25 protein-coding genes and 1 tRNA gene are annotated in these 26,827 nt (G+C 37.0%); 11 read left to right on the top strand and 15 right to left on the bottom strand.

Translation table 11 applies throughout. The features are described from left to right. Positions 1–12: 12 nt before the first annotated feature. From BN8061_RS09460 to BN8061_RS09445, 4 genes are all read left to right on the top strand, one after another. Entirely contained in the window at positions 13–3,201 is a 3,189-nt protein-coding gene (locus BN8061_RS09460) for an efflux RND transporter permease subunit (RefSeq protein WP_068598729.1), read from the top strand. After that, positions 3,201–4,613: an efflux transporter outer membrane subunit gene (locus BN8061_RS09455; protein WP_068598727.1), complete on the top strand. Its 1,413-nt coding sequence runs from the start codon at positions 3,201–3,203 to the stop codon at positions 4,611–4,613. The genes BN8061_RS09460 and BN8061_RS09455 overlap by 1 nt, the downstream gene beginning before the upstream one ends. Positions 4,614–4,782: 169 nt before the next feature. Then, a tRNA-Ser gene (locus tag BN8061_RS09450) sits at positions 4,783–4,867 on the top strand. 133 nt (positions 4,868–5,000) lie between these two features. Further along, a complete protein-coding gene (locus tag BN8061_RS09445) occupies positions 5,001–5,594 on the top strand; it encodes a hypothetical protein (RefSeq protein WP_235802732.1) in 594 nt (197 codons plus the stop codon). Positions 5,595–6,063: 469 nt separating this feature from the next. Here BN8061_RS09445 and BN8061_RS09440 read toward each other — a convergent pair whose 3' ends face one another. From BN8061_RS09440 to BN8061_RS09415, 6 genes are all read right to left on the bottom strand, one after another. Continuing rightward, positions 6,064–6,942 carry a hypothetical protein gene (locus BN8061_RS09440; protein WP_235802731.1) on the bottom strand — a complete coding sequence of 293 codons (879 nt, stop codon included), beginning with the start codon at positions 6,940–6,942 and terminating at the stop codon, positions 6,064–6,066. Between the two features lie 49 nt (positions 6,943–6,991). Further along, complete coding sequence (locus BN8061_RS09435) at positions 6,992–7,393, bottom strand: hypothetical protein (RefSeq protein WP_068598722.1); 402 nt, start codon at positions 7,391–7,393, stop codon at positions 6,992–6,994. Positions 7,394–7,402: 9 nt separating this feature from the next. Then, on the bottom strand, positions 7,403–8,266 hold the full coding sequence (locus tag BN8061_RS09430) for an RHS repeat-associated core domain-containing protein (RefSeq protein WP_068598720.1): 864 nt from the start codon (positions 8,264–8,266) through the stop codon (positions 7,403–7,405). A gap of 6 nt (positions 8,267–8,272) precedes the next feature. After that, the gene (locus BN8061_RS09425) at positions 8,273–8,554 is read right to left on the bottom strand and encodes a hypothetical protein (RefSeq protein ID WP_068598718.1); all 282 of its coding nucleotides are present in this window, start codon (positions 8,552–8,554) and stop codon (positions 8,273–8,275) included. 522 nt (positions 8,555–9,076) lie between these two features. Next, positions 9,077–9,487 carry a hypothetical protein gene (locus BN8061_RS09420; RefSeq protein ID WP_094745937.1) on the bottom strand — a complete coding sequence of 137 codons (411 nt, stop codon included), beginning with the start codon at positions 9,485–9,487 and terminating at the stop codon, positions 9,077–9,079. Beyond that, positions 9,468–9,893, bottom strand: a complete 426-nt coding sequence (locus BN8061_RS09415; protein WP_068598716.1) for a hypothetical protein — start codon at positions 9,891–9,893, stop codon at positions 9,468–9,470. Before BN8061_RS09415 ends, BN8061_RS09420 begins: the two co-directional genes overlap by 20 nt. A gap of 332 nt (positions 9,894–10,225) precedes the next feature. Here BN8061_RS09415 and BN8061_RS09410 point away from each other — a divergent pair, with 332 nt between their 5' ends. Genes BN8061_RS09410 through BN8061_RS09400 form a run of 3 tightly spaced genes read left to right on the top strand, consistent with a single transcriptional unit; the run spans position 10,226 to position 11,866 of the window. After that, positions 10,226–11,026 carry a helix-turn-helix domain-containing protein gene (locus tag BN8061_RS09410; RefSeq protein WP_068598714.1) on the top strand — a complete coding sequence of 267 codons (801 nt, stop codon included), beginning with the start codon at positions 10,226–10,228 and terminating at the stop codon, positions 11,024–11,026. After that, positions 11,026–11,538, top strand: coding sequence for a hypothetical protein (locus BN8061_RS09405; protein WP_068598712.1), 513 nt, complete (start codon positions 11,026–11,028; stop codon positions 11,536–11,538). The genes BN8061_RS09410 and BN8061_RS09405 overlap by 1 nt, the downstream gene beginning before the upstream one ends. After that, positions 11,531–11,866 carry a helix-turn-helix domain-containing protein gene (locus tag BN8061_RS09400; RefSeq protein WP_068598709.1) on the top strand — a complete coding sequence of 112 codons (336 nt, stop codon included), beginning with the start codon at positions 11,531–11,533 and terminating at the stop codon, positions 11,864–11,866. Before BN8061_RS09405 ends, BN8061_RS09400 begins: the two co-directional genes overlap by 8 nt. Before the next feature lie 209 nt (positions 11,867–12,075). Here BN8061_RS09400 and BN8061_RS09395 read toward each other — a convergent pair whose 3' ends face one another. The 4 genes from BN8061_RS09395 to BN8061_RS09380 all read right to left on the bottom strand — a co-directional run bounded on the left by BN8061_RS09395 (position 12,076) and on the right by BN8061_RS09380 (position 15,098). Continuing rightward, on the bottom strand, positions 12,076–12,735 hold the full coding sequence (locus BN8061_RS09395; RefSeq protein ID WP_068598707.1) for a 3-oxoacid CoA-transferase subunit B: 660 nt from the start codon (positions 12,733–12,735) through the stop codon (positions 12,076–12,078). 20 nt (positions 12,736–12,755) lie between these two features. Further along, positions 12,756–13,469, bottom strand: coding sequence for a CoA transferase subunit A (locus BN8061_RS09390; protein WP_068598704.1), 714 nt, complete (start codon positions 13,467–13,469; stop codon positions 12,756–12,758). 68 nt (positions 13,470–13,537) lie between these two features. Beyond that, the gene (locus tag BN8061_RS09385) at positions 13,538–13,825 is read right to left on the bottom strand and encodes a GNAT family N-acetyltransferase (protein WP_068598703.1); all 288 of its coding nucleotides are present in this window, start codon (positions 13,823–13,825) and stop codon (positions 13,538–13,540) included. Positions 13,826–13,880: 55 nt separating this feature from the next. Further along, positions 13,881–15,098: a glycosyltransferase gene (locus BN8061_RS09380; RefSeq protein WP_068598702.1), complete on the bottom strand. Its 1,218-nt coding sequence runs from the start codon at positions 15,096–15,098 to the stop codon at positions 13,881–13,883. Positions 15,099–15,191: 93 nt separating this feature from the next. Here BN8061_RS09380 and miaE point away from each other — a divergent pair, with 93 nt between their 5' ends. Both miaE and BN8061_RS09370 read left to right on the top strand, forming a co-directional pair. Further along, positions 15,192–15,773 carry a MiaE family protein gene (miaE, locus tag BN8061_RS09375; protein ID WP_068598701.1) on the top strand — a complete coding sequence of 194 codons (582 nt, stop codon included), beginning with the start codon at positions 15,192–15,194 and terminating at the stop codon, positions 15,771–15,773. 90 nt (positions 15,774–15,863) lie between these two features. Next, positions 15,864–16,898 carry an Atu2307/SP_0267 family LLM class monooxygenase gene (locus tag BN8061_RS09370; RefSeq protein ID WP_068598700.1) on the top strand — a complete coding sequence of 345 codons (1,035 nt, stop codon included), beginning with the start codon at positions 15,864–15,866 and terminating at the stop codon, positions 16,896–16,898. A 53-nt stretch (positions 16,899–16,951) separates the two neighbouring features. Here the strand turns inward: BN8061_RS09370 and BN8061_RS09365 are convergent, their stop codons facing one another. The 5 genes from BN8061_RS09365 to BN8061_RS09345 all read right to left on the bottom strand — a co-directional run bounded on the left by BN8061_RS09365 (position 16,952) and on the right by BN8061_RS09345 (position 22,382). Beyond that, the gene (locus BN8061_RS09365) at positions 16,952–18,661 is read right to left on the bottom strand and encodes a ribonucleoside-diphosphate reductase subunit alpha (RefSeq protein WP_235802730.1); all 1,710 of its coding nucleotides are present in this window, start codon (positions 18,659–18,661) and stop codon (positions 16,952–16,954) included. Positions 18,662–18,687: 26 nt separating this feature from the next. Next, positions 18,688–19,662 carry a ribonucleotide-diphosphate reductase subunit beta gene (locus BN8061_RS09360; protein WP_068598698.1) on the bottom strand — a complete coding sequence of 325 codons (975 nt, stop codon included), beginning with the start codon at positions 19,660–19,662 and terminating at the stop codon, positions 18,688–18,690. Between the two features lie 295 nt (positions 19,663–19,957). Next, positions 19,958–21,529 (bottom strand): ribonuclease Y, encoded by a 1,572-nt coding sequence (gene rny, locus BN8061_RS09355; protein WP_068598696.1) that lies wholly within the window; start codon positions 21,527–21,529, stop codon positions 19,958–19,960. A 263-nt stretch (positions 21,530–21,792) separates the two neighbouring features. After that, positions 21,793–22,086 (bottom strand): cell division protein ZapA, encoded by a 294-nt coding sequence (locus BN8061_RS09350; RefSeq protein ID WP_068598694.1) that lies wholly within the window; start codon positions 22,084–22,086, stop codon positions 21,793–21,795. Next, positions 22,086–22,382 (bottom strand): hypothetical protein, encoded by a 297-nt coding sequence (locus BN8061_RS09345; RefSeq protein WP_068598692.1) that lies wholly within the window; start codon positions 22,380–22,382, stop codon positions 22,086–22,088. Before BN8061_RS09345 ends, BN8061_RS09350 begins: the two co-directional genes overlap by 1 nt. Positions 22,383–22,720: 338 nt before the next feature. Here BN8061_RS09345 and BN8061_RS09340 point away from each other — a divergent pair, with 338 nt between their 5' ends. Next, entirely contained in the window at positions 22,721–24,415 is a 1,695-nt protein-coding gene (locus tag BN8061_RS09340) for a M23 family metallopeptidase (protein WP_094745935.1), read from the top strand. Next, complete coding sequence (locus BN8061_RS09335; protein ID WP_068598690.1) at positions 24,363–26,792, top strand: TonB-dependent receptor plug domain-containing protein; 2,430 nt, start codon at positions 24,363–24,365, stop codon at positions 26,790–26,792. Before BN8061_RS09340 ends, BN8061_RS09335 begins: the two co-directional genes overlap by 53 nt. The last annotated feature ends 35 nt before the right edge of the window (positions 26,793–26,827 follow it).

The following is a 26,827-nucleotide window of genomic DNA, read 5'->3' as shown; positions in this document are numbered from 1 at the left end:
GAAACTGAAAATATGTTAAAAACATTTATTGAAAGACCCGTAATGTCTACGGTTATTTCTATCATCATCGTCATATTAGGAATTCTTGGACTGACGGCTTTGCCAGTCACACAATATCCTGATATCGCACCACCAACCGTGCAAGTTAGCGCCAGCTATACAGGTGCTAATGCTGCTACCGTAATGGAAAGTGTGATTATCCCGCTCGAAGAACAAATCAATGGTGTAGAAGGAATGGATTACATTACTTCTACTGCAACCAACAACGGTACCGCTTCGATCAATGTGATATTCAAATCAGATATCGATCCTGATATTGCCACGGTAAACGTACAAAATCGAGTTTCGCGTGCCACTCCACTTTTGCCTACAGAGGTTACAAGATCTGGGGTGACGACCCAAAAACAACAAACATCAGCATTGATGTTCTTGACTTTTTATTCAGATAATCCATTGTACGACCAATTGTATATTCAAAACTACTTGAATATCAATGTAATTCCAGAAATCAAAAGAATCAACGGCGTTGGTGATGCCTCTGCTTTTGGATCTCGTAACTACTCGATGCGTGTTTGGTTGGATCCCAACAAATTGGCAAATTATGGATTGATCCCTTCAGAAATTACTGCTGCAATCAACGAACAATCATTAGAAGCTGCTGCTGGACAATTGGGTGAAAATGAAGGGAAATCTTTCCAATACATCATCACCTATCCAGGAAAATATAACGAGGTAGAACAATACGAAAATATTGTAATAAAATCTATGTCCGATGGAAGTGTTTTGCGTCTGAAAGATGTGGCAAAAGTAGAGTTGGGTTCATTGAACTATTCTGGAAAATCGCTGATGAACGGGAATCCTTCGGTTGCTATGGCGATCTATCAGACTCCAGGTTCTAACGCTCAAGAGATCATCGATAATATAAAATTGGAATTGATTAAAATCGAAAAAGATCTTCCTAGCGGAATGCATTACTCGATAAATTTTGATACCAACGAATTCTTAAACGCTTCTATATCAAAAGTTGTAAGCACTTTAATTGAAGCTTTTATTTTAGTATTTATTGTGGTTTATATCTTCCTTCAAGATTGGCGTTCTACCCTTATTCCGCTTATTGCAGTACCAGTATCGATCATTGGTACATTCTTCTTTTTGAATTTATTTGGTTACTCGTTGAATTTGTTGACCTTATTTGCATTGGTACTCGCCATTGGTATTGTGGTAGACGACGCCATTGTGGTGGTTGAAGCTGTACACGCAAAAATGGAAGAAACACACCTGGAGGCTCTGCCCGCTACGTTGAGTGCCATGAACGAAATTACAGGAGCAATCATCTCGATTACCTTGGTGATGGCTGCGGTGTTTGTGCCAGTAACTTTTATTTCTGGTCCTACGGGAGTATTCTATCAACAATTCGGAATTACGCTTATTGTAGCGATTATCATTTCGGCTGTCAATGCATTGACCTTGAGTCCAGCTCTGTGCGCCTTATTCCTTAAACCACATTCGAATAAACCTGGTGAGAAGAAAAACATCGTTCGAAAAGGATTTGATAAATTCAACGAAGGATTCGAAAATATCACCCGTAGATATACCAAATCATTCAACTTTTTGTTCCAACACAAATGGATTTCGTTTGGTTTGTTAGCTGCTGCGGTTGTAGCGATATTCTTTATCAACAAGGCAATGCCGTCTGGATTTGTACCGAACGAAGACCGATCGTTTATCATGGGTAACTTCGAATTGCCTGCAGGTGCTTCTTCAGACCGTGTGACGCAAGTTCAACAAATCTTTCAGAAACAAGCTATGCAGGTTGATGGAGTTGAAACCGTAACCGTTGTATCGGGATTCAGTTTGATCTCTGGTCAAGGTTCTAATTACGGTATTGCGATGATCAAACTCAAAGATTTCAATTCCCGAAAAAGTGACGATTTGGCTGTACAAAGTATCATTGGTAAAATGTTTGGAATCGCAGCACAAATTCCAGATATCAATGCGATTTTCTTCCAACCGCCACCTATTCCAGGATATGGGATATCGTCGGGATTCGAACTTAAGGTTTTAGATCGTGCTGGTGGATCTATACAAGATTTAGATCAAACCACCAAAGCATATTTAGGAGCATTGATGCAACGTCCAGAAATTCAATATGCACAATCATCGATGAATACAAATTACCCGCAATACCAAATGAACATCAATGTAGAAAGAGCTAAACAATCGGGTGTTTCGGTGAGTCAGATTCTCTCTACAATGCAAGGATATGTTGGAGGAATTTATGCGGCTGATTTCATCAAATTTGGTAAACAATTTCGAGTGATGATTCAATCTTTACCGCAAGATCGCGCCGATGCTTCGAGTCTCAACAAAATCTTTGTAAAAACTAGTTCGGGACAAATGGCTCCAATTTCACAATTTGTACAACTAGATCGGGTCTATGGTCCTCAATCGATCAATCGCTACAATTTGTTTACATCGGCCAACGTATCAGGTGCACCAAATGCAGGATATTCTAGTGGTGATGCCATCAAAGCCGTGCAAGAAGTTGCTGCAGAAAATTTATCGTCTAATTATAGCATCGACTTTACGGGGCTTACTCGTGAAGAAATCAACGCAGGTAACCAAACCTTATTGATATTTATGCTTTGTATTGTCTTTGTTTATTTTATTTTGAGCGGACAGTATGAGAGTTATGTGTTGCCATTGGCCGTGTTGCTTTCGTTACCTTTCGGGGTGATGGGAGCCTACTTCAGTCAATGGATTGCAGGCTTAGAAAACAACATCTATTTCCAAATTGCGCTAGTCATGCTGGTTGGATTGTTGGCAAAAAATGCCATTCTGATTGTGGAGTTTGCTATCCAAAGAAGACGACATGGATTGAGCATTGTACAAGCTGCAATAGAAGGTGCAAAATCTCGTTTAAGACCAATTTTGATGACATCTTTTGCTTTCATTCTAGGGCTGATGCCGCTGGTATTTGCCTCTGGGGTTGGGTCTATAGGAAATCGTTCGATTGGGACAGGTGCTGCGTTCGGATTATTGATCGGTACCATTTTAGGAGTTTTTGTAATTCCAGTTTTATTCGTGATTTTCCAAACCATTCAAGAGAAAATAGCGCCAGTAAAATTTGATCGACCACAAAACGATAATTTCGATTCGAATCAAAATGTTACATATATCGATCCTAAAACTGCAGAATAATGAAAAAATATAAAATTATAAAAATAAGCCTTTTGGCAGTTGGATTGATGAGCATTCAATCTTGCTTTGTTGCCAAAGATTACAACCGTCCACAAGAAGTAATTTCTACCGAAATGAATTTTAGAACAGATGAAATGATCAAAAACAATGAGGTTTCAGCTGCTAAAGTTGCGTGGCGAGAGATTTTTACCGATCCACAATTACAGACTCTGATCGAAAAAGGACTCAACAACAACTTGGATATACGAGCCGCTTTGCAAAACATCGCCATTACCGAAGCTTATCTGAAACAAGGTAAAGCTTCGTATTTACCAAGTATTGCGGTTGGACCACAATACATGTACACCGAAACCTCGGCCAACACCCAATCTGGGAGGATTACGGGCAGTCAATCTTTTTCACAATACGAACTTTCTGGATCGATGTCTTGGGAAGCCGATATTTGGGGAAAGATAAAAAGCCAACACCGAGCTGCAGAAGCAAATTATTTGCAAACGGTGGCAGCGCATCAGGCAGTAAAGACCAGTATTATTTCGGCTATAGCCAATGCATATTATCAGCTAGTTGCCCTCGACGAACAGAAAAAGGTAGCTGAAACCACTGTGCAAAACAGAACGCAAAGCCTCGAGACGACAAAAGCTTTGAAAGAAGCCGGAAATGTAACTCAGGTAGCCGTTAATCAAACCGAAGCTCAGAAACTCAATGCCGAAGCGTTGATCATCGACATCAACAATTCTATAAAATTGTTAGAAAACACTATCAGTATTTTGATCGGTGAAAACCCAGGAAGCATTGCCAGATCTAGCTTAGCAAAACAGGAAATAAAAACAGATTTAGCAGTTGGTGTTCCGGCAGATTTACTCGAAAATCGACCTGATGTAAAGGCTGCTGAGTTTGCGCTGATGTCGGCTTTTCATCAAGTAAATGCTGCCGAAGCAAATTTTTATCCAGCACTTACTATATCGGCTTCTGGTGGCGTACAAGGAGTCGACTTGGACAAACTATTCGATACCAATTCGCTTTTTGCAAATGTGATTGCCGGACTTACGCAGCCAATTTTCAACAAACGTTCTATCCGAACCCAAAAAGAAGTAGCTTTAGCTCAACAAGAACAAGCATTACTCGATTATAAAAACGCTATTCTGAATGCGAGTAAAGAGGTTTCGGATGCTTTGTATACATTGAAAGCAGCGAATGATAAATTGCGCATCAAAGAAAACGAAGCCAATTTGTATAAGCTGTCCGTTACTTTTTCTGAAGAATTGTTGAACTATGGTATGGCAAACTATCTAGAGGTGATTACAGCACGCGATGCTGCATTAAGTGCAGATTTGAGCATCGTCAACACCAAATTGACAAAGTTACAAGCCATGGTCGATTTGTATCGCGCATTAGGTGGAGGATTGGAATAACAATCAAAAAAAATAAACACTGGATAAGACCAATAAATTATTGGTCTTTTTTTATTTAGGATAGAAAAAGTACGGGGATTGAATTTTCGTTTAAAATCTCAAAAAAATATTTGCAATATTAAATTTTGATTATATATTTGCAGTCGCAATAACGCAATAGACTGCGTCTGGAGAGATGGCAGAGTGGTCGAATGCGGCGGTCTTGAAAACCGTTGAGGGTCACACCTCCGGGGGTTCGAATCCCTCTCTCTCCGCAATAAAGGCTGACAATTAGTTAGTTAAAACACAGACACCCAATTTTACACCCAAAATGTAAGATTGGGTGTTTTATTATTACCTATATTGAATTAAGTATAAAAACTGAGCGCTGATGATGTTCAGGGGTTTTTGAATGGAGGAACCATTGTAGCCGACAATGAAACTAAAAGGATCACTTTTCAATTTTCCGAAAATAACACCAAATTAAATATCAATCTTTTTGAACGTGACAAATCAATGAAAGATGTTTTGGAAAACAGCAAAAACAACATTGAATATGCTGAAATTAAAAACATTTCAACCAATGATAATAAGTTTAATTTCGAACAAAAAGCATTTATTTACGATGAAAAATCTAATCAAACCTTAGAATTGGATTTAGTAAAAGACATCAAAGAAATAACTGAAATTGTTATCGCTAAAAACAGTGATTTAGAAACAAATAAGTATAAAATTGAATTGCAAAAACTTCAGTCTTTTTTACAAGATAAAATTGATAAATTCCCTGAGATAGCAAAAGAGATTACAGTTGATATGAATATTGTTTCAAACGAAATTAATAATGTGAACAGTATTTCAAGACCACAAAAGCAAGAGCAAAAAGAGGGTAACAGCAAAATTAATCTAAATGTAAATGATCCCGATTTGTATCAAGATGCAAATGCAGAAAGAGAAGAAGAACTGCAACAAGAGGAAAACCAAACGCGTAGAAGAGGGAGGTAAGCCAAAATTATCTAACTCACAAATAATTCTTCTATTTGTGAGTTAGATTTAAAGGAGTGGTAAAATTATATTTATTCACTGTCTGAAAATAGGGAAGGCTACAAAAACAGGGAAGTTTACCAACCAATTTATGCTTATTTTTGAAAAAAGGCTCAGATTATAAAATCTAAGCCCAACTTTTTAACTTACACACTTTATAGGATAGTGTCAATATTATTTCACTTTCTTAATCCAAATACGTGTAGTACAAATAAGCAAATCCTATTGCTATAATAGCAAAACTTATAAATCCAATGATTGAATTTATAAAATCATTGTAAAAAAAACCTTCATCATCTTTTCCTTTTAACTGTTCTATTGTTAGGTTTTTATTAAATATTCGTAGTATATAATACCTTATCCATATACCTAAAAATCTAATAAGCGTTCTACCAAATAAAATTTCTAATATGGTATCCATCGTTTTTTTTTATTGATTACCCACTCCTTTTGTTCCCATTATTATAAAACTACCTGTTGGTATTCTATTATTCCATTGATTAATACCAAAATTCAATACTGGTGCCGTATATTTATTTATATACACTCCTTTCAAAACAGGACCAAAATGAGGAGCATGTGGCACAGCCTTTTCTGCTAAAAATCCCAAACCACCTGTTGCAGTAAACTTTCCTATACTTGCTGAACGCTCCACTGGAACAAAGTTTGCAGAAGTATTGGCAAAACTTTTCATTTGTTGATAATTAGCTGAACCATCCATGTTAGTGTAGTTGGCTCCAGTAAATGGATTTCTATTTGATTCATCAGACAATTCTATTCCTGGAATATTTAAAAACACTTGACTTGTAACATAAGCATCGTTAATAAGGTTATAAGATAATTTCTCTAAAAAACTATTATTTTTAGACCATTTTGATAAAAATGATGCACTACTTGGATCATATTGAGTAATTGTAGTTTCTGGCACTTCAACACTTATCAGTTCTGCTGCCCCTATCGATATACCATTTGAAGAGGGAGTTTTATGTTTACCCTTAAAAAGTCCACCAATCCATTTACCAACTTTTTTAAAAACATTATTACCATTTCCTTTATTATTTTCATTTTTTATCCCACTCTGACTTCCATTCCCACTACTTGTATCACCAGAGGCAGACCAGTATTCTATTTTAGATACTTGCCCTAATTGTCCTGCGGTAACACCAAAAGCCATTTTGGTATCTCCAATGTTGCTCTCATCACCACCTCCTTGTGAATCCGCACCACTTGGGTCTGCCCAATAGACAGGGTTGTTGTCGAAAGCATTGTAAGGCGACATACCGTGATGTACCACAGGGTCATGTACCATCCACCGAGCAATTGTAGGGTCGTACATACGCATATCTATTGCGTATAAACTAACTCTTTTTAACGAATTTATTATAAATTAATGGGTAAGGAATTAAAGTTAAAAGAAAAAATATAATATAATATTTTAATCGATTTCTAATCATCAAAGCATATCCTAAATCTTTAAATTTATCTCCTTCTTTATCATAAAGCAATTTGTAACTGTCTCCATCTCTTAATCCTTTACAAGATTTTCCCAATATATCGACATGATGGTATTTTTCTTTATAATAAAAATAAAACCCACTTTTTGACTTATAGCTTCTGCAACTTACATCATCTATTTCCACTTCAATCAAATGCTGATCTTGCAATGCTCTTACACTACTGTTATAAGGCAGATATGATATTAGCAGAAAGAATGCAGCCGCAATTATCATCCCGATATGAAATTGTATTGTTTTACTCATAATTTTATATTAATTACCATCTTTTGAACTTCCATCACTACCACTTCCTGAAGAACCTGAACCTCCTGTTTCCCAGCCTGGATTTGTAATGGTCGCAGTACCAACAGTGAGAATACCTTGTTTTTTATTTTCACTTCCTTGGTTATCATTTCCTTTTGGAAATAATGTTGCAGTAGTTGTATTTATAATTGCACCCTGCGCTATTTGTGGAAAGATACTATTTAAAGCATTTTTACCATCTAAGGCTTTGTCTAAAACACCTGACTTCTCTAGTTGCCCCCAAAGTTTACCTAATTTTTGAACATTTCCCATTCCCCCACCAAGCATTCCAGTTATAAATGATCCACCTACACTATAATAATTCACTTCTGAAGTTATCATTTGTTCAAAAGACATCTCAGGATTTGTTATAGAAATAGCTATAATTTGACTGGCCAAATCTATGAACGCACTTATTGCTCCCATTGCAATCATTGGTAATTCTCCATCACTATCTATATAGTTTATAGGATCATTATATGCGTAATTATACGGTGAAAATTCATAAGCATGTTCCGCCAACGGATCCACACTCAAAAATCTTCCTATTACCGGATCATACATTCTAGCATGGTAATCATATATATTAAAATTCATTGCGTCTTCTAACTCTTTACCATTGTACTTATAATTATAAGAATGAGACCCCGAATAGTCGGTAGATATAACACCTATTCCTCCAGGTTCAACTCCTACACCGACACCTATTTCCACAGGCACTTGTACCAAATCTGTATAGCCTCTGTGTTTCAAACCAAAAGGACGAGTGAGATTTTGGAAATTGAGAATTTCCAAATCGAAACTTGCCAGCGTAGCTGTGTGGTTTTGCCTCATATCACTTTATTTTTTATTGGTATTCGGCGAACCTCGTTCCTCGGTTTCTTCTAAGATTTTTAGCTTTTGGGCAGTTTCATCCCAAGCGTAACTCACCCGTACATTCCCTAAGTGATCTGCATAGTTGTAAACATAATTATAAGTTCTGCCGCCACTAACTTTATTGGTCACCACATTTACATAGCCTTCTGATGTTGGGAAAAATTGTAAATCATTGTTTTTGTATTGAAATCCACCTAAATAATCTGTGGTGGTCACTTTGGTACCATCGGTTACAATTTTTCTCAACTTTACACCGTTTGCATCGTAGGCGTAATGTATCCTTTTGTTGCTGTTCCAAATAACTTCTGTAGGTAAATTTAGGTGATTGTATTTTATTTCGGTAATGTTTTTGTTTAAATCTTGTATTAAAGAACTTCGTTCGGTTTCTTCTAAAAACTTTTATTAAAACTTTTTCTCGAAAATCGTTTTCTTCGTACGTATAGTCATCACCGGCGTTCGTGCCATCGGTAAATCCCTCGCTGTTGATTTGTTAGATAAACTTGCTAAATTTTATGGAATTACGATTGACCAAATTGTACACATGGGTAATGAAGTTCCTACAGAAATAACGCTTGAAGATAAAACTGCAAACGAACAGGTTTGACTTATTTCTGAGCTTGAAGAAAAAGACAAAACGATTGTTTTTGGTATGATTGAAACTATGCTGACTAAGAAAAAATTTAAGGATTTCTTTCAGAAAAATGTAGCAACCTTATGAAATTACAAAAGGCAAACAAACATTTGCCTTTTGTGGTATTGTGAATTTATTTATTTTGCCCAAGTAGGTAATTCTTTCCATCCTTCTGATGGAGCTTCTTTTATACTATCTGGAACAGGTTTATTAATATATAATTTATTAATTGAATATAACATATATGACCACTCTTTATCACTCATTTTTACTAAAACCCTTTTTCCTATTTGTGACTTATAATATCTTGTGCTATCATTTGGAAAACTATAACTACTAATTTTCATCTCATTATTATAATAATACTTAAAATTAACACTATTTGTGGTACTACGTCCGAAAATAGAAACTCCATCAATCGTCGCTATGGTATATATATAATTTTTTTTAAGATCATTTCTTAAATAAGTACCCATTAAACTTACTATTAGAAACATAATAACAATAATTATTAAAAATAATTTAGTTTTATTTATTTCGATATTCATTATATGATTTATTAGCTTGTTGTTCTATTATTGCAGTTGGTAAACTGATCATTGCTTCAGTAGCTGCTTGTGTTGCAGTTGGCATTTGAGATACAGCCGAATTAAATCTTGAACCCATACCTCCTGAAATTAAACTCGTTGCACTATTTACAATAATTGTATTAGCATCAGAATTAATATTTAAACCACCTTTTAAAGGTTTATAATCTATTGCGCCACCAACGGCTCCCGATACCCCTGGAATAAGAAAAGTATCTGCAGCTACATCTGCGACATCAAAAGCTTTAAAGTCTTCTAAATTTTCAAAGGTAGATATTTGTGCAGTTGTACTGACAATCGCTTTTGCAGCAACAACTTTAATAGATCCGTAGACAACAACTTCTCCTAATACCGCAGGTGCAGCCATTACTCCAAAGAAAGCTACTACAGCTTTTTCTCCATCCCTTTTAGTTCCATGCGCAAACCTTCAACTGTCTGTATCAAATCGATTGAAGCCTTATCGTTTTCAGTTGATTCGCTGAAGGAACACTTACATACAGTTTTTTATAATCACTGACCATCATTATATCCCTTCTTAATTTTTTCTTCTGAACGGGACTAAGTAATACTTGATTCTTCATTTTAACTATTTTTTAACTTATATTTTATTATATCGCGAGTGTATTATTGTACATTGTATTTGCAAATATAATAAATATTATAACTGTATATAATATATTATAATAAAAAAATAATAATATGAATTCTGATAAAATATATTCGTTAGAATTTTTCAAAGAGTTTATAAGCCAGTTAAAAAAAAGAAAAGCCTTCAAGAATCTAACTGAATTAGGAAACATGATTGATTCAAGTCAGAGTTATATTTCTCAGATTACAACTGGCAAGGTTCCTTTGACAAAAGATTTTGCAGATAAGCTTTATAGTGTTTTTCCTCCTGATGAAATTGTAGACATGCAGGCTGTCACTGTTGATAATCATTTACCTGAATGGCAAAAGGATATTATTGTGACTGAAAATGAAATCTATACAAATAATTTTGGCGTACAGTTTATTCCTGTACCGAATGGAAAATATCAAATGATTGTGCCTATGTTAAATGCAGCAGCTCAAGCGAGCTTTTTGGACTACTATCAAGATGTTGAATACATTACATCATATCCAGAAGTAGAATCATTTATTGTTGACAAGCCAATGCAAGGCAATTATGTTTGCTTCAAGACTATTAACGACAGTATGACTTCTGACAATCCATTAACAGCCATCCTGCCTGATGATATTTTGTTAACTCGTGAATTGAAGCGTGATCATTGGCGTTCTAAATTGAAAATATTTGAATTCCCTGAATGGGTAATATACACTACGAGAAATCCTTATCCATTATTAAAGAATATTTCTAATCATGATGTAGAAAATGGAATCATTACCTGTCATTCATACAATCAAATGGTGCCAGACTTTGATTTGAATTTGGACGAAGTGCAAGCTTTGTTTTATGTTATTGACTTAAAACGAAAAAGAAACAACAAATACTTTTACTAATGAAAAAACTAATATTATTTTCAACACTGTCATTTGCTTTTATTGGATGTATTTCTGACAATTACAAGCATAATAAAGACTTAAAAGACTCACCTGTGTTGGAGTTTGATTTTGATAATCAAAAGTTTTATAATGTAATTAGTTACAAACATGATCATTACATCGGATGGACATGGTATGCTCCATATAATAGCATGAACACTATTATTTCAAACATAAGTAAATCGCCAAATCAATCTGAAGAAACTGCCGATGATCTTTTTATAGATGTTCGAAATTCGAATCCGTTAATAGTTGGAAAAAAATATTCAGGCAATGACTTGACAATTACAATGAATATAGGTTCAGAGTATTGGGGTTGTAATCCATGTAATGGAGAATTTTTGGTAACTGAATTTAAAGATAGAAAAATATCAGGAAGATTTTCAGGACTATTGAGTGGGGGTTCTAACGGGCTTGAGAACAAAAGTATAACAAATGGAGTTTTCAAAAATATTAGCACGAATGAATGATACTGCAATTCGTTTAAAATTCGAACGAACGAAGCGTAATTTGACGCAAAGAGAAATAAGTTTAATCCTTAATATGTCACAAGGTCAGTATAATAGAATTGAGAATGGTTTAGGCGAATTAACTAATTCTAAATTGGAGCTACTGCATTTAAAATTAGGTATCGATCTCAATTATTTATTAACTGGCAAATATAGTAAGTTAGATTTTGGACTTGATAAAATGGATTTTCAGGATCTTAAAAAATTAAATTCTGATATATTCAAAGAAATAGAAAGCAGACTTACAATTGATCCAACTGCACAAAAACTGCACAAAAAACAACAATAATTTATACTAATCCGATACTTAACGTGTTGATTTTCAATAGCAGGATTGCAAGGGTTCGAATCCCTCTCTCCGCAAAAAAAATCCCTTACTTTCATTTGAAGTAAGGAATATTATTTTTTATTAAAGTCTCATAAAACTTTCTATTCGAATCATACAACGTGCAATAATTTGCAAATGTCAATTGCAGATACGATGTAGTTTGATCTGCTCTAATCGAGTTTCATCTCGGGAATATCACCCTCGACAATCAATTTACCTGCTGTTGCTTTTTGTATTTCTTCTACGCTAACACCTGGTGCGCGTTCTAATAATTTGAAACCTCCTTCTGGTAAAACATCCAACACAGCCAATTCGGTTACAATTTTTTTCACGCATCGAATTCCTGTTAATGGCAAGGTGCATTCAGGTAACAATTTCGATTCGCCATATTTGTTGACGTGTTGCATGGCAACAATTATATTTTCGGCAGAAGCCACCAAATCCATTGCTCCACCCATTCCTTTTACCATTTTACCTGGAATTTTCCAATTGGCAATGTCGCCATTTTCCGAAACCTCCATCGCACCCAAAATCGTCAGGTTGATTTTACGAGCTCTAATCATTCCGAAACTTAAAGCAGAATCAAAAAATACAGATCCAGGTAATGTTGTAATGGTCTGTTTACCAGCGTTTATATAATCGGCATCTTCTTCTCCTTCTATAGGAAATGGTCCCATTCCCAATAGTCCATTTTCACTTTGCAACACCACATCTATACCATCTGGAATAAAGTTCGCAACCAACGTTGGGATTCCAATTCCTAAGTTTACATAATATCCGTCTTTTACTTCTTTTGCAATACGTTTTGCAATACCGTTTTTGTCTAACATTTTTCTCTGGTTTTATGGTATTATTTTTTGGGACGAGTTGTACGCTGTTCGATGCGTTTTTCATAACGTTCACCTTGTAAAATTCGGTGAACAAAAACACCTGGAGTATGAATTTGATTCGGGTCGAGTTCTCCTGGCTCTACCAATTCTTCAACTTCGGCAATCGTAATTTTACCGCACATGGCAGCTGGATGATTGAAGTTTCCAGAAGTTCCTCTATAAATCAAGTTACCAGCAGTGTCTCCTTTCCAAGCTTTTACAATCGCAAAATCTGGCTCGAAGGCATATTCTAAAAGGTATTCTTTTTCTATTCCATGAAAAGTAAATTTGCGAGATTCCTTACCTTCTGCAACTTCGGTTCCGACTCCTGCCGGTGTGAATATTGCAGGCATTCCATAACCAGCGGCCATCAATCGAGTTGCCAAAGTACCTTGTGGTATGAGCTCTACCTCCAACTCTCCCGATAACATTTGTCGTTCGAATTCTGCATTTTCTCCAACATAGGAAGAAATCATTTTTTTGATTTGTTTTTGTTGTAACAATAGGCCCAATCCAAAATCATCTACCCCAGCATTGTTGCTGATGCAGGTAAGATTGTTGATTTTTTTATCGACCAATCCCTGAATTAAATTTTCTGGTATTCCAGACAATCCAAAGCCACCTATCGCCAATGTCATTCCGCTTTCTACACCAGCTAAAGCTTCCGCTACAGAGTTTACTTTTTTATTAATCATTATTTTTGTCGTTTGATTTTCTAGCTAAAAATACTACTTTTTTATAAACTTTGTACGCTCTTTTCGCGCTATGCCAAAACATCTTGGTATTCTGAATGTTTTTCAAACTCAGCTTTTGCAAAAGGACAAAGGGGCGAAATTTTGTAATGGTTATTTCTTGCGTCATTCACGGCAAATTCGATAAGTTGAGCGCCAATCCCTTCACCTTTGAATTGTTTCTGCACTTCGGTATGATCGATGATTATTTTGTCTTCACCCGCAACCGAGAACGTTACAAATCCTACTTGCTGTTCGTTCGATATTGCGATGAATTCTCCTTTGTTTCCGTTGATTTCTTTTTTAAATGATACTGACATCGTTGTTTTGATTTTTAAGTTTGACTTGCTTTTGTTCCGAAATTTTTGATTCGGGTTAGGGCTTTTTGTTTTTTTCTTCTATCCATTTAGCCAAATATTTTGTAGCCAAATTGTTCTCGAACCAAAGGATTTCTCCCACAAAATTTTGTTTTCTAAATTTAGTAATATTTAATCTTAAATCTTCTATCTGCTTTTCAAATTTATTTTTATAATGGTCAAAATCGAAATTAGTCCTCAAAATATTAATTCCAATTTTTTGCTTTTCGAGCCATTGTTTCTTATCCTGATACAAGGCTACACTTTTTTCAATAAATTCTTCATCGGTATCTGTCACCGTTCCAGCCCACTCATCATGAACAATTCCTTCTGCCCCGATACTCGAGCAAATATTGGGCGTGCCCACAGCCATCGCATCGATGAATTTGCCTTTGAGGCCTGCTCCAAACGGAATGGGCGCAAGCAATAATCGGTAATGTTGCAATGTTTCTCGGGCATCTTCTGCCCTACCGTTGATCAAAAATCCATCTTTCGGCTGATGCAATTGCTTCACTTTAGCCGTCGCATACGCACCATAAATATGCAATTCGCTTTTCGGAAGAGCTTTACGGATTTTCGGCCACAATTTTTTGAGCAGAATTACGGTTTGATAATTTGGCTCGTGTATAAAATTTCCGATAAAACAAAAATCTTTTCGCTTCTCAAATTCAGGCAAATAGGTTTCATTCGGCTTTTCTAACAAAGGCAAATAACACAATTGATTTGCATTTAATTTAAATTCATTTTGTAACAATTCCATCTCGAAAGCCGATATAATTAACGACAAATCTGATCGATAAATACTTGCCATTTCGCGTTTGAAGTCATCGCTGTTGCTAAAATCTACCGCAACATCTTTCTTATAAGCCAATTCTCGCGACCGCCGCACAAAATGCAAATCCTCTGTATCTAAAATTCGAATAGTTGTCGGACATTGTTCTTTCACGCGCCAACCAAATTGCTCTTCGACCATGAAGCGATCAAAAACCACCATTTCTGGATTCAGTTTTTTTATGTAATCATCGAAACTGGCATCATTCAACAAAATTGATTGTTCGATTACACCATCTTTTGCCAAATCATAGGAATACGGTGTTTTCTGTGCAGTAGACGCAAAATGAATTTGATAGTTCATCACTCGAAACAATTCGATAAGTTGAAGAATTCGCCAACCTGCCGCCGAAGACCTGGGTTCTGGCCAGACCAAACCGATGAACAAAACTTTCCTAACTGACATGTGGTAAAAATAAGCTTTATCTGGGTAGGATAGGGTGTAATTTGGAGTTTTCTTGTCAATTTATTTGTAATTTTGTCACTACAAATCACAATCATGTTAGGATTAAAATTATTAACCGATCCCCGTTGGGCCAATATTGCAGAACAAAATTTAGAAGAAATTTTAACAGATCATGCTTGGTGCGAGCAAAAAGCAGCGACCAACGCCATAACTTTGATTACGAATAATTCTGAACACGCAGAATTGGTGGAAGAATTGACCGAGATTGCCATCGAAGAAATGCAACATTTTCAGATGGTTACCAACATCATCAAAGAACGAGGCTATACTTTGGGCAGAGAGCGCAAGGATGATTATGTTGGTCAATTGTTGAAATTTTGCAAAAAAGACGGTTCTCGCAACATGGCTTTTATAGATCGTTTGCTGTTTGCTGCTATGATTGAAGCCAGAAGTTGTGAAAGATTCAGAGTTTTGTCACAAAACATCAAAGACGAAGAACTGAAAAAGTTTTATTATGATCTGATGGTTTCCGAAGCCAATCATTACACCACATTTTTGAATTTTGCTAGAAAATACAGCACCGATGTCGATGTAGAAAAACGTTGGAAAGAATGGCTCGAGTTTGAAGGCGAACTCATCAAAAGTTACGGTGATAAAGAAGCTATCCATGGCTAAAACCAAGCCTGCATCTGACTTTTTCAATACTTAACCTATATCAATGCACAATCGATCAATTATCCCGAACTTGGAGTAAAATAATTCATTATGCTAGAAATGGGAATTGGGATGTTTGGAGACCTCCAAATAGACCGCATCACAGGAAAAATACAATCGCCACAGCAATGTTTGCAAGAAATTGTTGAAGAGGTGAAATTGATGGACGAATTGGGCATTGATTTCTTTGGAATTGGTGAACATCATCGAGAAGATTATGCTGTTGCATCGCCCGAAATTATTTTGGCGGCATTGGCTACTGTGACCAAAAGAATAAAGTTGGGTAGCGCAGTTTCGGTAATCAGCTCGACAGATCCAGTCAAGTTGTACCAAGATTTTGCGACGGTTGACTTGCTTTCAAACGGGCGCGCCGAAATTATGGCTGGCAGAGGTTCTTTTATCGAATCGTTTCCGCTTTTTGGCTACGAACTCAAGGATTATGACGAACTTTTTTCTGAAAAATTAGATCTATTATTACAACTCAACACTCATGAAGTCGTGAATTGGTCTGGCAGATTCAGAAAACCATTAGTTAATCAGTCCATCTATCCACAACCAAAACAAGAGCAGTTGCCAATTTGGATTGCGGTTGGTGGTACACCACAATCGATCATAAGAGCTGGAAAATTAGGACTTCCCGTCATGCTTGCGATTATTGGAGGAGAATGGCAAAATTTCGAGGGTTTGGTCGAGTTGTATCATCAGGCGTATCATGACAGTGGGCATCCAGCAGAGAACTATCAAATTGGAGTTCATATGCATTCATTTTTTGGTGAGCATTCTCCAAATATTGCCGATTGGTTTTACCCGTTTTATAGTGCACAGATGGATCGAATAGGCAAATCGAGAAATTGGCCACCTTATCAGCGTAGCCATTATGATTTTGGTCGTCAACCGTATGGGCATTTAATTGTTGGGGACGCCGAAGAGTCGATAGAGAAAATTATTTCGATTATTGAAAAATTTGGGCTTACGCGTTTTTCTGCACATCTAGATGTTGGCAGTCCGTCGCACAAGCAAATGATGAAATCGATCGAAATCTATGGCGATAAAATATTACCAAAAGTAAAAGCTGCATTTCAATAAAAAAGCTTTCCTGGCTAGGAAAGCTTTTCAATTATTAATTAAAATCTATCTTTCTATGATTCGCAGCTAGAGCAGCTCACCAAGTTTGATACTAATTCTTTTGCAACTGATTGCGAACGTTGATAATACAATGTTTTGATGCCCAGTTGCCAAGCTTCTATCATCAATCGATTGACGTCTTTTACCGGTAAATCGGCTGGAATATTGAGGTTCAATGATTGTGATTGATCAACAAATTTCTGGCGAATTGCTGCTTGTTGCACAATCTCTAATTGAGAAATTTCTTTAAAGGTTTTGAAAACCGCTTTTTCGTTTTCGTTCAGCTCACTCATGTGTTGTACCGAGCCACCGTTGAGCATAATGCCACGCCAAACATCCTCGTTGTCTAAGCCTTTTTCTTCTAACAATTTTTTCAGGTACTTGTTTTTGCGCATGAAGTTCCCTTTCGATAAACCAGCTTTGTAATAGTTCGATGAGAACGGTTCTATACCTGGCGAAGTTTGTCCGAGAATTGCAGACGAAGAAGTCGTTGGCGCAATAGCCAGCGTTGTCGTATTTCGTCGGCCATAGCCTTTCAACAATTCTGGTTCTCCATAAATACGAGCCAATTCTTCTGATGCTTTATCGGCTTTGGTTTGGATATGTTTGAAAATTTCTGTTGTACGCAATTTGGCTTCCATCCCTTCGAACGGAATCATGTTTTTTTGGAGGTAAGAATGCCATCCCAAAACACCTAAACCTAAAGCGCGGTGACGTTTTGCAAATCGATTTGCTGCAGATAAATAATAATTTCCTTCGGTTTTTTCGATGAATTCTTGTAAAACTGCATCTAAGAAGAAAATTGCCAATCGCACAGCTTCGGTGTCTTTCCACTCGTCGTACAACTCTAAATTCATTGATGATAAACAGCAGATAAAGGATTCGTCTATCGACGATGGCAACATGATTTCTGAGCAAAGATTACTTGCGTTGATGCGCATATTGTGGTCTTTGTACACCTGCGGTTTATTTCTGTTGACGTTATCGGAGAAGAAAATATAAGGTAAGCCTTTTTCTTGACGCGATTCTAAGACTTTTGCCCAAATCTGACGCTTGTCCATATCGCCATCGATCATCTCTTGCATCCAATAATCGGGTACGCAAACGCCCGTAAACAAATTTTGGATTGGATTTCCGATGGATTTGATTTGTAAAAACTCTTCAACATCAGGATGATCGATATCCAAATATGCAGCGAAAGCTCCACGTCGCACACCACCTTGCGAAATTGTATCCATCGCTGTATCGAACAATTTCATGAAGCTTACTGCTCCACTACTTTTTCCGTTATCGGTAACTGCCGAACCTCGCTCGCGCAGCTCCCCAAAATATCCAGAAGTTCCACCACCAATTTTGGTTTGCATGATGACCTCACCCAACTTGTGCGTAATGCCTTCTATGCTATCGGGGATATGTGTGTTGAAACAAGAAATAGGTAAGCCGCGTTCTGTTCCCATATTGGCCCAAATTGGCGAACTCAGACTCATCCAACCCCTTTCAATCATTTCTTTAAATGACTCTTGTAACTCTGGCTTATACAGACGTCTAGCTGCTGCTGCTGTAATACGGTCAATAGCGCCTTCTACCGTTTCACCTTTCAACAAGTATCCACGGTTCAAGATCTGTTCAGATTCAGAATTTTTCCACCAAAGTTTTGGTGCATTTCCTTCGAATAGGCTTTCGCTTGTGTCATCTATTGGTAACGTACGAAGTGGTGTGTCCATAGTTTTTTATTTAGATATAGGGGTTGTTAAAATAAATCGTTTGCAGTAATACTTTTGTCGTGTTTGGTATAATCTACTGGTCTTTTGGCAAAGAAATCGTCCAAACTGTTGGCAAAAACTTCTTCTTCGAACCATGCCATTGGTTGATATTGTTCTGCTGAAATATTGAATACTTTTTCGATACCAATTTTCACCAGACTGTCGTCTACTCGATATTTCATAAAATTGAGTAAGTCTTTCTTTTTGATGTTTTCCAACTCTCCATCAACAAAAATCCAGTCGAGAATGCGCTCTTCTACCTCGAGCGAATGTTTTACTACATTTCGGATGTCTTCTACCGTTGATGCATCGAAAAAGTCTGGGAATTCTTCGCGTATTTTGTTCACGATATAAATTCCGCCATTTGCATGAATTTGTTCATCAACAGAAGTCCAAGCGATAATATTCGAAACGTTTTTCATATAACCTTTGAAACGGGTGAAAGAGAGTATAATGGCGAACTGACTGAACAATGAAACGTTTTCGATCAGAATGGTAAACAAAATCAAGGCGATGACATATTGTTTATTATCGGCAGATTTTGTGTTTTTCAACACACTCGATAAATATTCAACACGTTCTTTGATCACGGGAATCTCCATTAATTTTTGAAACTCATCATTGTATCCCAATACTTCTAATAATCTAGAATAGGCTTCTGAATGACGAAATTCGCACTCGGCAAAAGTAGCGCCCAAGCCATTGAACTCAGGTTTCGGAAAATGGTCGTAAATATCACCCCAAAACGTTTTTACCGCCACTTCTACTTGTGCAATTGCCAACAAACTGTGCTTAACGGCTGTGCGTTCTATTGGGGTAAGATGAGAGTGAAAATCTTGGGTGTCTGCCGTAAAATCTACTTCGCTGTGTACCCAAAATGCTTTGTTTATCGCCTCTGTAAAGGTTAAAACTTCTGGATATTCAAATGGTTTATAATTAATTCGCTTATCAAAAATTGACATAGTATTCAATGAGTATTAAGTATTGTTTTTAAGTAATTTTTCAATTTTTTTTTACTGAAATCAATATCGAAAATAGCTTAACGGTTGGTTGAGAATTTTCTTATTGTTTATCGGCAACACCAAATTTAGGACAAGTATTTGATTCTGGACAAACGGAACTGGTTAAATATTCGAAAGGTTATCAACAAGTTATTATTTTTTTGATAATCAAATATTTACATTTTTATAACTTTTAATTATAAAGCTAAAAAAACCGCTCATTTAGAGCGGTTTTCAACATGGTATCTAAGGTTTCTTATCGTGCGATATTCACTGCTCTGGTCTCGCGAATTACCGTTACCCGAACCTGACCAGGATAGGTCATTTCGTTCTGAATTTTATCAGAAATCAAAAACGATAATTCGGCTGCTTTGACATCGTCTACCTTTTCGCTTTCTACCAAAACTCGCAATTCACGTCCTGCTTGTATTGCATAGGCTTTGTCTACTCCATCAAAATTCAATGCAGTGTTTTCTAAATCCTTCAAACGTTGGATATAGGATTCCAACACTTGACGTCTCGCACCAGGTCTTGCTCCAGATATGGCATCGGCTACTTGAACAATTGGCGAAATAAGCGAAGTCATTTCTATTTCGTCGTGGTGAGCCCCAATTGCATTGATCACTTCGGCATTCTCACCATATTTCTCGGCCCATTGCATGCCCAAAATAGCGTGTGGTAACTCTGATTCTTGTTCTGGAACTTTACCAATATCGTGTAATAGTCCTGCACGTTTTGCCAATTTTGCATTGAGCCCGAGTTCTGCTGCCAACGTGCCTGCAATATGGGCAACTTCTCTCGAGTGTTGCAATAAGTTTTGCCCATAAGAAGAGCGGTATTTCATGCGTCCAACGATTTTTACTAAATCTTTGTGTAGACCATGAATACCCAAATCCATCACGGTTTTTTTACCAACCTCGATGATTTCATCTTCTATTTGTTTGGTGGTCTTAGCGACAACCTCTTCGATACGAGCTGGATGAATTCGCCCATCGGTCACCAATCGATGCAATGATAAACGTGCAATTTCTCGTCTCACCGGATCGAAACAAGAAAGAATGATTGCCTCTGGCGTATCATCTACAATAATTTCTACACCTGTAGCAGCTTCTAGGGCGCGAATGTTCCGCCCTTCTCGTCCAATAATGCGTCCTTTGATCTCGTCTGATTCGATGTTGAAAACCGACACAGCATTTTCTATCGCTTGCTCTGTACCAATGCGTTGTATAGCTTGAATGACAATTTTACGGGCTTCATTTTTCGCATTGAGCTCTGCTTCTTCCATAATGTCTTGGATGTGTGTCTGTGCTTTTGTTTTGGCTTCATCTTTCAAAATTTCCATCAGTTCTGCGCGGGCTTCATCGGCAGAGAAATTCGATATTTTTTCTAAAACCTCTACTTGTTTTTTGTGCATCGTATCGACTTCTTTTTGTCTGATATTCAATTTTTCGGTACGAGCTTTCAAGTTTCCAACTTCAGACTTCAAATCGTCTTTTGCTTTTTGTAAATCAACCAAATCCGATTTGTAACGATCTTCGCGTTCTTTGAGCTTAAACTCGTGTTCAGAGATTTTTCGCTCGCGCTGATTGACCGTTTCTTCGTGTTTTGATTTCAATTCTAAAAACTTTTCTTTTGCCTGAAAAATTATTTCTTTTTTGATGTCTTCTCCTTCTTTTTGGGCTTCTTTGATAATAGTGTCGGCTTGATTTTTCGCTTGATCTATTAATAATTGATTTTCTTTATCGACTGATTTTTTTGATAAAAAATAACCAATTGCAGCACCAACTAGAAGGGTAATAATTCCAATTAAAATTGTTAATCCGTCCATAGTTATTGATGTTACTAATAATATAAAAAAAAACCTACATTAGTTCGACGTGTATTGCGTTAACTCCCAAAAACAGGATTAGAGTTATTCCGCCAGTCAATAATCCGCTGTCATCAATCGGTGATCGATGAACCCGAGGGTTGCGGCCCGCTTTCCGGACGGTGTTCACTCATTAACAATATAAGTGTTGAGTTAACCAAATAGCTAGAACTAATGTAGGAATATGATGTATTGTCTATTTATTAGACAATGAGAACTTCTCTTTATTTTTTTGCCAAAGCGTGATCAATTCTCTCAATCAATCTTTCAATTTCATTGTTTGGAATTTGATCGGCTCCTTCGGCTTTTTGTTGCCATTTAAAATCTTTTATCGCATACTGTATCGCAACCATCGCCAAGACGTCTTGTTTGTCTGTTACGGCGTATTTTTCTTCAAACAATCGAATGGTTTCATTAATTTCTTTTGCAGCGTTGCGCACCAATTCCTCATCTTCCGATGCAATCGTGAGCGGATAGTGTCTACTGGCTATGATCAGTTTTATTCGCTGCGTCGACATTAATTTTTATTTTTTATTTGTGCAATACAAGCATCAACTTCTTTGATTAATTTGTTCATTTTGAGCTTCATCATTTTACGGTGTTCCTGATTTCCGCTCATCGCATTCGTCATTTTCAAATGGTTGACTTGATCTATTAAAGCAATATTTTGTGAACGTATCTCACTCATCTTCTCTTTCAAAATTGCCAATTCTTTTTGCAATTCATCCCGTTCATTTAGTATATTTTGATGATGCTCTAAAATTGCCAAAACTTTAGCTTCTAACTTCTTGAATCCTAAATTTTCAACGCTCATAGAGTGATCAGTTTAATCTAGCTTTGAATGCAAATTTAATATTTTTTCGGTAGCTTAACAATAATATTCCAAAGGTTTCTGAAAATTTTCTATAAGATTCTTGTTTTTAAACCTTTATGACGTTTTTTTGTTTTTAATTTTCATGATGCTTTGTTGTTTTATTATATTAAACTTTCATCCTTTTATATTCAAAATGAGATTTAACTTATACACTTGACGTTTTTTATCGTAAGAAAAAAAATGAAAGTTTATTAAATATTATGGTATCGTGATAAAGGAATGAAATTGAATATTTATATATTTGTTGACTAACGAATTCGATCTATAAGTGTACTAAAATGCAGAAGAAAATTTTTGTCCTGAGTTTGATCATGCTGTCACAGCTTGGATTTTCGCAAAACAAACAAGCTCTACCACCAGTAGATTCTTATCCAAAAGGCGATTTTATCAATCCATTGGGCATTACGAATTATCTTTCTGGAAATTTTGGAGAACTCCGGACCAATCATTTTCACAGCGGATTGGACATCAAAACTCAACAAAGAGAAGGTTTGCACGTTTTTGCAGTTGGCGATGGTTATATTTCTAGAATCAACGTTTCGCCAACGGGTTACGGAAACGCGCTCTACATCGATCATCCGAATGGTTATACAACGGTATATGCACATTTGCAACGCTTCAACGACGAAATTGCGGCATATGTGCGAAAACACCAGTATGCGAAAGAATCTTTTGCGGTCGAAATTTATCCGAAAGTAAACGAATTGAAAGTTTCGCAGCGTGATTTGATTGCGTTTTCGGGGAATACTGGAGGCTCTGGAGGTCCGCATTTGCATTTCGAAATTCGCGATACCAAGACAGAAGAACCAATCAATCCGTTCTTTTTTGGGTTTGACGTTCCAGACAGCTCAAAACCTTCTATAGTCGCAATGTACGTCTATCCGATAGAAGGCAGCGTGAATGGTAAAAATGCTCGAAGCAGTGTTGCGCCCGGCGGAATTGTGAATGCTGAAGGTCGGATAGGTTTCGGCATCAAAACTTATGATAAACACAACGGCGCTAAGAATAACAACGGAACGTACAAAATCGATATTTTCGTAGACGATGAGCAGATTTATGGCTTTACCGCAAATCGTTTTGCGTTTGACGAAACTCGAGCAATCAATAGCGTTTGCGACTTCAAAGATATTCAGAAAAACAATAGCTGGGTTTATCAATCGCACGTGCAACAAGGAAATCCTTTGAGATTATTTTCGAATCTAAAAGATTATGGCACCCTCAAACTCGAAGATAAAACCTACAAAATAAAAATGGTAGTCACCGATTATGCAGGAAACTCGACTTCATCAACCTTCAGTCTGAATGGCAAAGCTAGACCAGATGTAGCCAAAACAACCGATGGTGAAACTCGGATGAGCTGGAACCAAAACAATGAGTTTGCAAAAGATGAAATTGAAATCTATTTTCCGGAAGGTGTATTTTACCACGACACCTCGCTATCCTACCAAAAAGTAAACGGAAAATACCATATCGGCGATTATTATATGCCTCTCCACTCCTATTATACGCTTACAATAGATCCGAGCAATACCATTCCGACTGCTCAGCTCGACAAAGCCATGATTGTTAGAGAATACATGAAACGTGGAAGTTGGAGAAAAGATTACATCAAAACCGAATTGAAAAATGGAAAACTCGTTGGAGAAACGCGTGATTTCGGAGTGTTTTCGATTGATTTAGATGTCACTAAACCAAGTATCAACCCGATAAATGTAAAAAACGGAAGTGTGTTTTCTTCGAAAAATGGTATTATCCGTTTCAAGATAAAAGACACACAATCTGGAATAAAAGAATATAAAGCCTATATAAATGAGAAATGGATTTTGGCAGAATATGATAAAAAAGTAGATTTGCTAACCATAGATCTGAATAAAGAAGGTGTCGAAAATGGTTCGCACCAATTAGAATTAACCGTGAAGGATGAAAAAAACAATATTGCAACTTACACAGCTCAAATCACTAAGAACGATTAGTTCGCTTGGTGTATTTTTATTATCAGGATTGCTCTACGCCCAAACTGCAAATGTAAAAGGAAAAATTATAGACGAAAATCACTTTCCCTTGGAAGATGTGGTTGTTACAGTGGGTGACAAAGAAGTCTACTCTGATAACGAAGGGAACTTTATCATCGAAATCCCTTCCAACGAAGAGGTGTTCGTAACTATTACACAAGAAGGTAGACTACCCTTTACACAACGCCTGAAATTGGCAGATCATGCAACCCGAGAACTGATCGTTCGTTTGGTTGAAGATCCGAACAAAAGAATAGAATTACAAGTTGCAGAAGTCAGCTTTCAACGACGACCCGTTGCTTTGCAAAGTATAGCGCTCAATCCTGCCCAAATGGCTGCAGGACCAAGCCTTACAGGGGGTGTTACCGATTTGTTGAAAACGCTACCGTATGTCTCATCCAATACCGAATTGAGTTCGCAATACATGGTTCGTGGTGGTAATTACGACGAAAATCTAATCTATGTAAACGGGATGGAGGTTTATCGCCCACAATTGATTCGGGCTGGCGAACAAGAAGGTTTGGGATTTGTGAATCCAACCATGACCCAAAGCGTAAATTTCTCTGCAGGAGGTTGGGAAGCAAAATATGGCGATAAAATGTCGTCGGTTTTGGATATTTATTACAAGCGTCCGCATCGTTTCGAAGGGCAATTCGAGGCCAATATGATGGGCGGAAGTCTTACTTTGGGACACGGCACAAACGACAGAAAATTTTCTGCAATAGTTGGTGGTCGTTACCAAAACCGTAATTTGATTCTGAATACACTGGATGGCGATACCGATTTCAATCCGAAATATTTCGATGTTCAAACTTTTTTGAATTATCAAATCAATGATAAATGGAATGTAAATTTCTTGGGAACGCTTACCAAATCTACTTACGAAATGGAACCCAACACGCGGGAAACCTATTTTGGATCGTTGACCAATCCTTTGTTGCTGACGGTTTTCTACGACGGACGCGAAGATGATCAATTCCAAACCGAAACCGGAAATCTACAATTCAATTATAAAGCCAACGAGAAGTTGGATCTAGCGGTTGATTTTTTTGGTTTTCATTCCAAAGAGCAAGAATATTTTGATATTCATGGAGCCTATCTTATTTCGGAAGTTGATCAAAATGGTAATGCAACGCAAACCTACGATGTAGGGTCGCAAATCGATCATGCACGAAACAATTTCGATATATTGGTCTACGGAATACAACACAAAGGAAAATACAAATTGAATGTCAACAACGACATCGAATGGGGTATAAAATACCAACAAGAAGATGTGCGCGATCAGTTGAGCGAATGGCAAGTTTTGGATTCTGTAGGCTATTCGATTCCGAACCAGACCAATAGTTTAGATTTGCATTATGCCGTAAACGCCAGAAACTTTTTGAAGACTAATCGATTTTCTGGTTATGCACAATACAGCTCGAAATTCTTTTGGAATCGTTCCAAAGTGATGATCAATGCCGGTTTGCGTGCAACTTATTGGGATTATAACGAAGAATTCAACATCAGTCCGAGAGCACAAATCGCCATAAAACCAGATTGGGATGCCGACATCCTGTTCCGTTTCGCTTCGGGTATTTATTATCAACCGCCTTTTTATCGTGAAATACGAAGATTAGACGGCACGTTGAACGACAAAGTGAAAGCGCAACAATCGATTCACTTTATTTTAGGAAGCGATTATGAATTCAGGATGATGGATCGACCATTCAAATTGACGACAGAGGTGTATTATAAACTTTTGAACAACCTCAATCCATATTACGTAGACAATGTAAGAGTTCGCTACCAAGCCAACAACAATTCGGAAGGATATGCTTACGGAATTGATGCGCGCTTATTTGGTGAATTTGTGCCAGGGGTAGATTCATGGTTTTCGGTTTCTTATGCTCGCGCTTATCAAAATATCGACAATCGCGGAAATATCTCCCTGCCGACCGATCCACGCTTCAGAGCAACAGCATTTTTTCAAGACTATATGCCGATGTTCCCGTCGTTTAAGGTGAATGTAAATTTTGTGTACGCTTCTGGTCTACCAATGGGTTCGCCTCAATACGCAGATCCATACCAATATCAAGAATTTCTGAACGATTACAAGCGAGTAGATATTGGATTTGTCAAAGAATTCATCAACGAAAAGGATCTAAAGCCTAAAACAGATTTCTGGCGAAACTTCAAAGAAGTATCGGTCGGATTGGATGTGTTCAACATTTTCGATATTCGAAACGAAATCAGCAATACTTGGGTTCGAGACGTAAACACCACCCAAGTCTATTCGGTTCCCAACCGATTGACGGGTAGGTTTTTCAATGCAAAGATTAATTTTAAATTTTAAAAATAATTAGAAAAACAAATTTTCTGACATCCTTC

Origin of the sequence: Vaginella massiliensis, assembly GCF_900089075.1 — a bacterium.
Taxonomy (GTDB): domain Bacteria; phylum Bacteroidota; class Bacteroidia; order Flavobacteriales; family Weeksellaceae; genus Weeksella; species Weeksella massiliensis_A.
The sequence above is the reverse complement of the archived record's forward strand: the minus strand, read 5'-3'. Positions and strand labels throughout refer to the sequence as shown.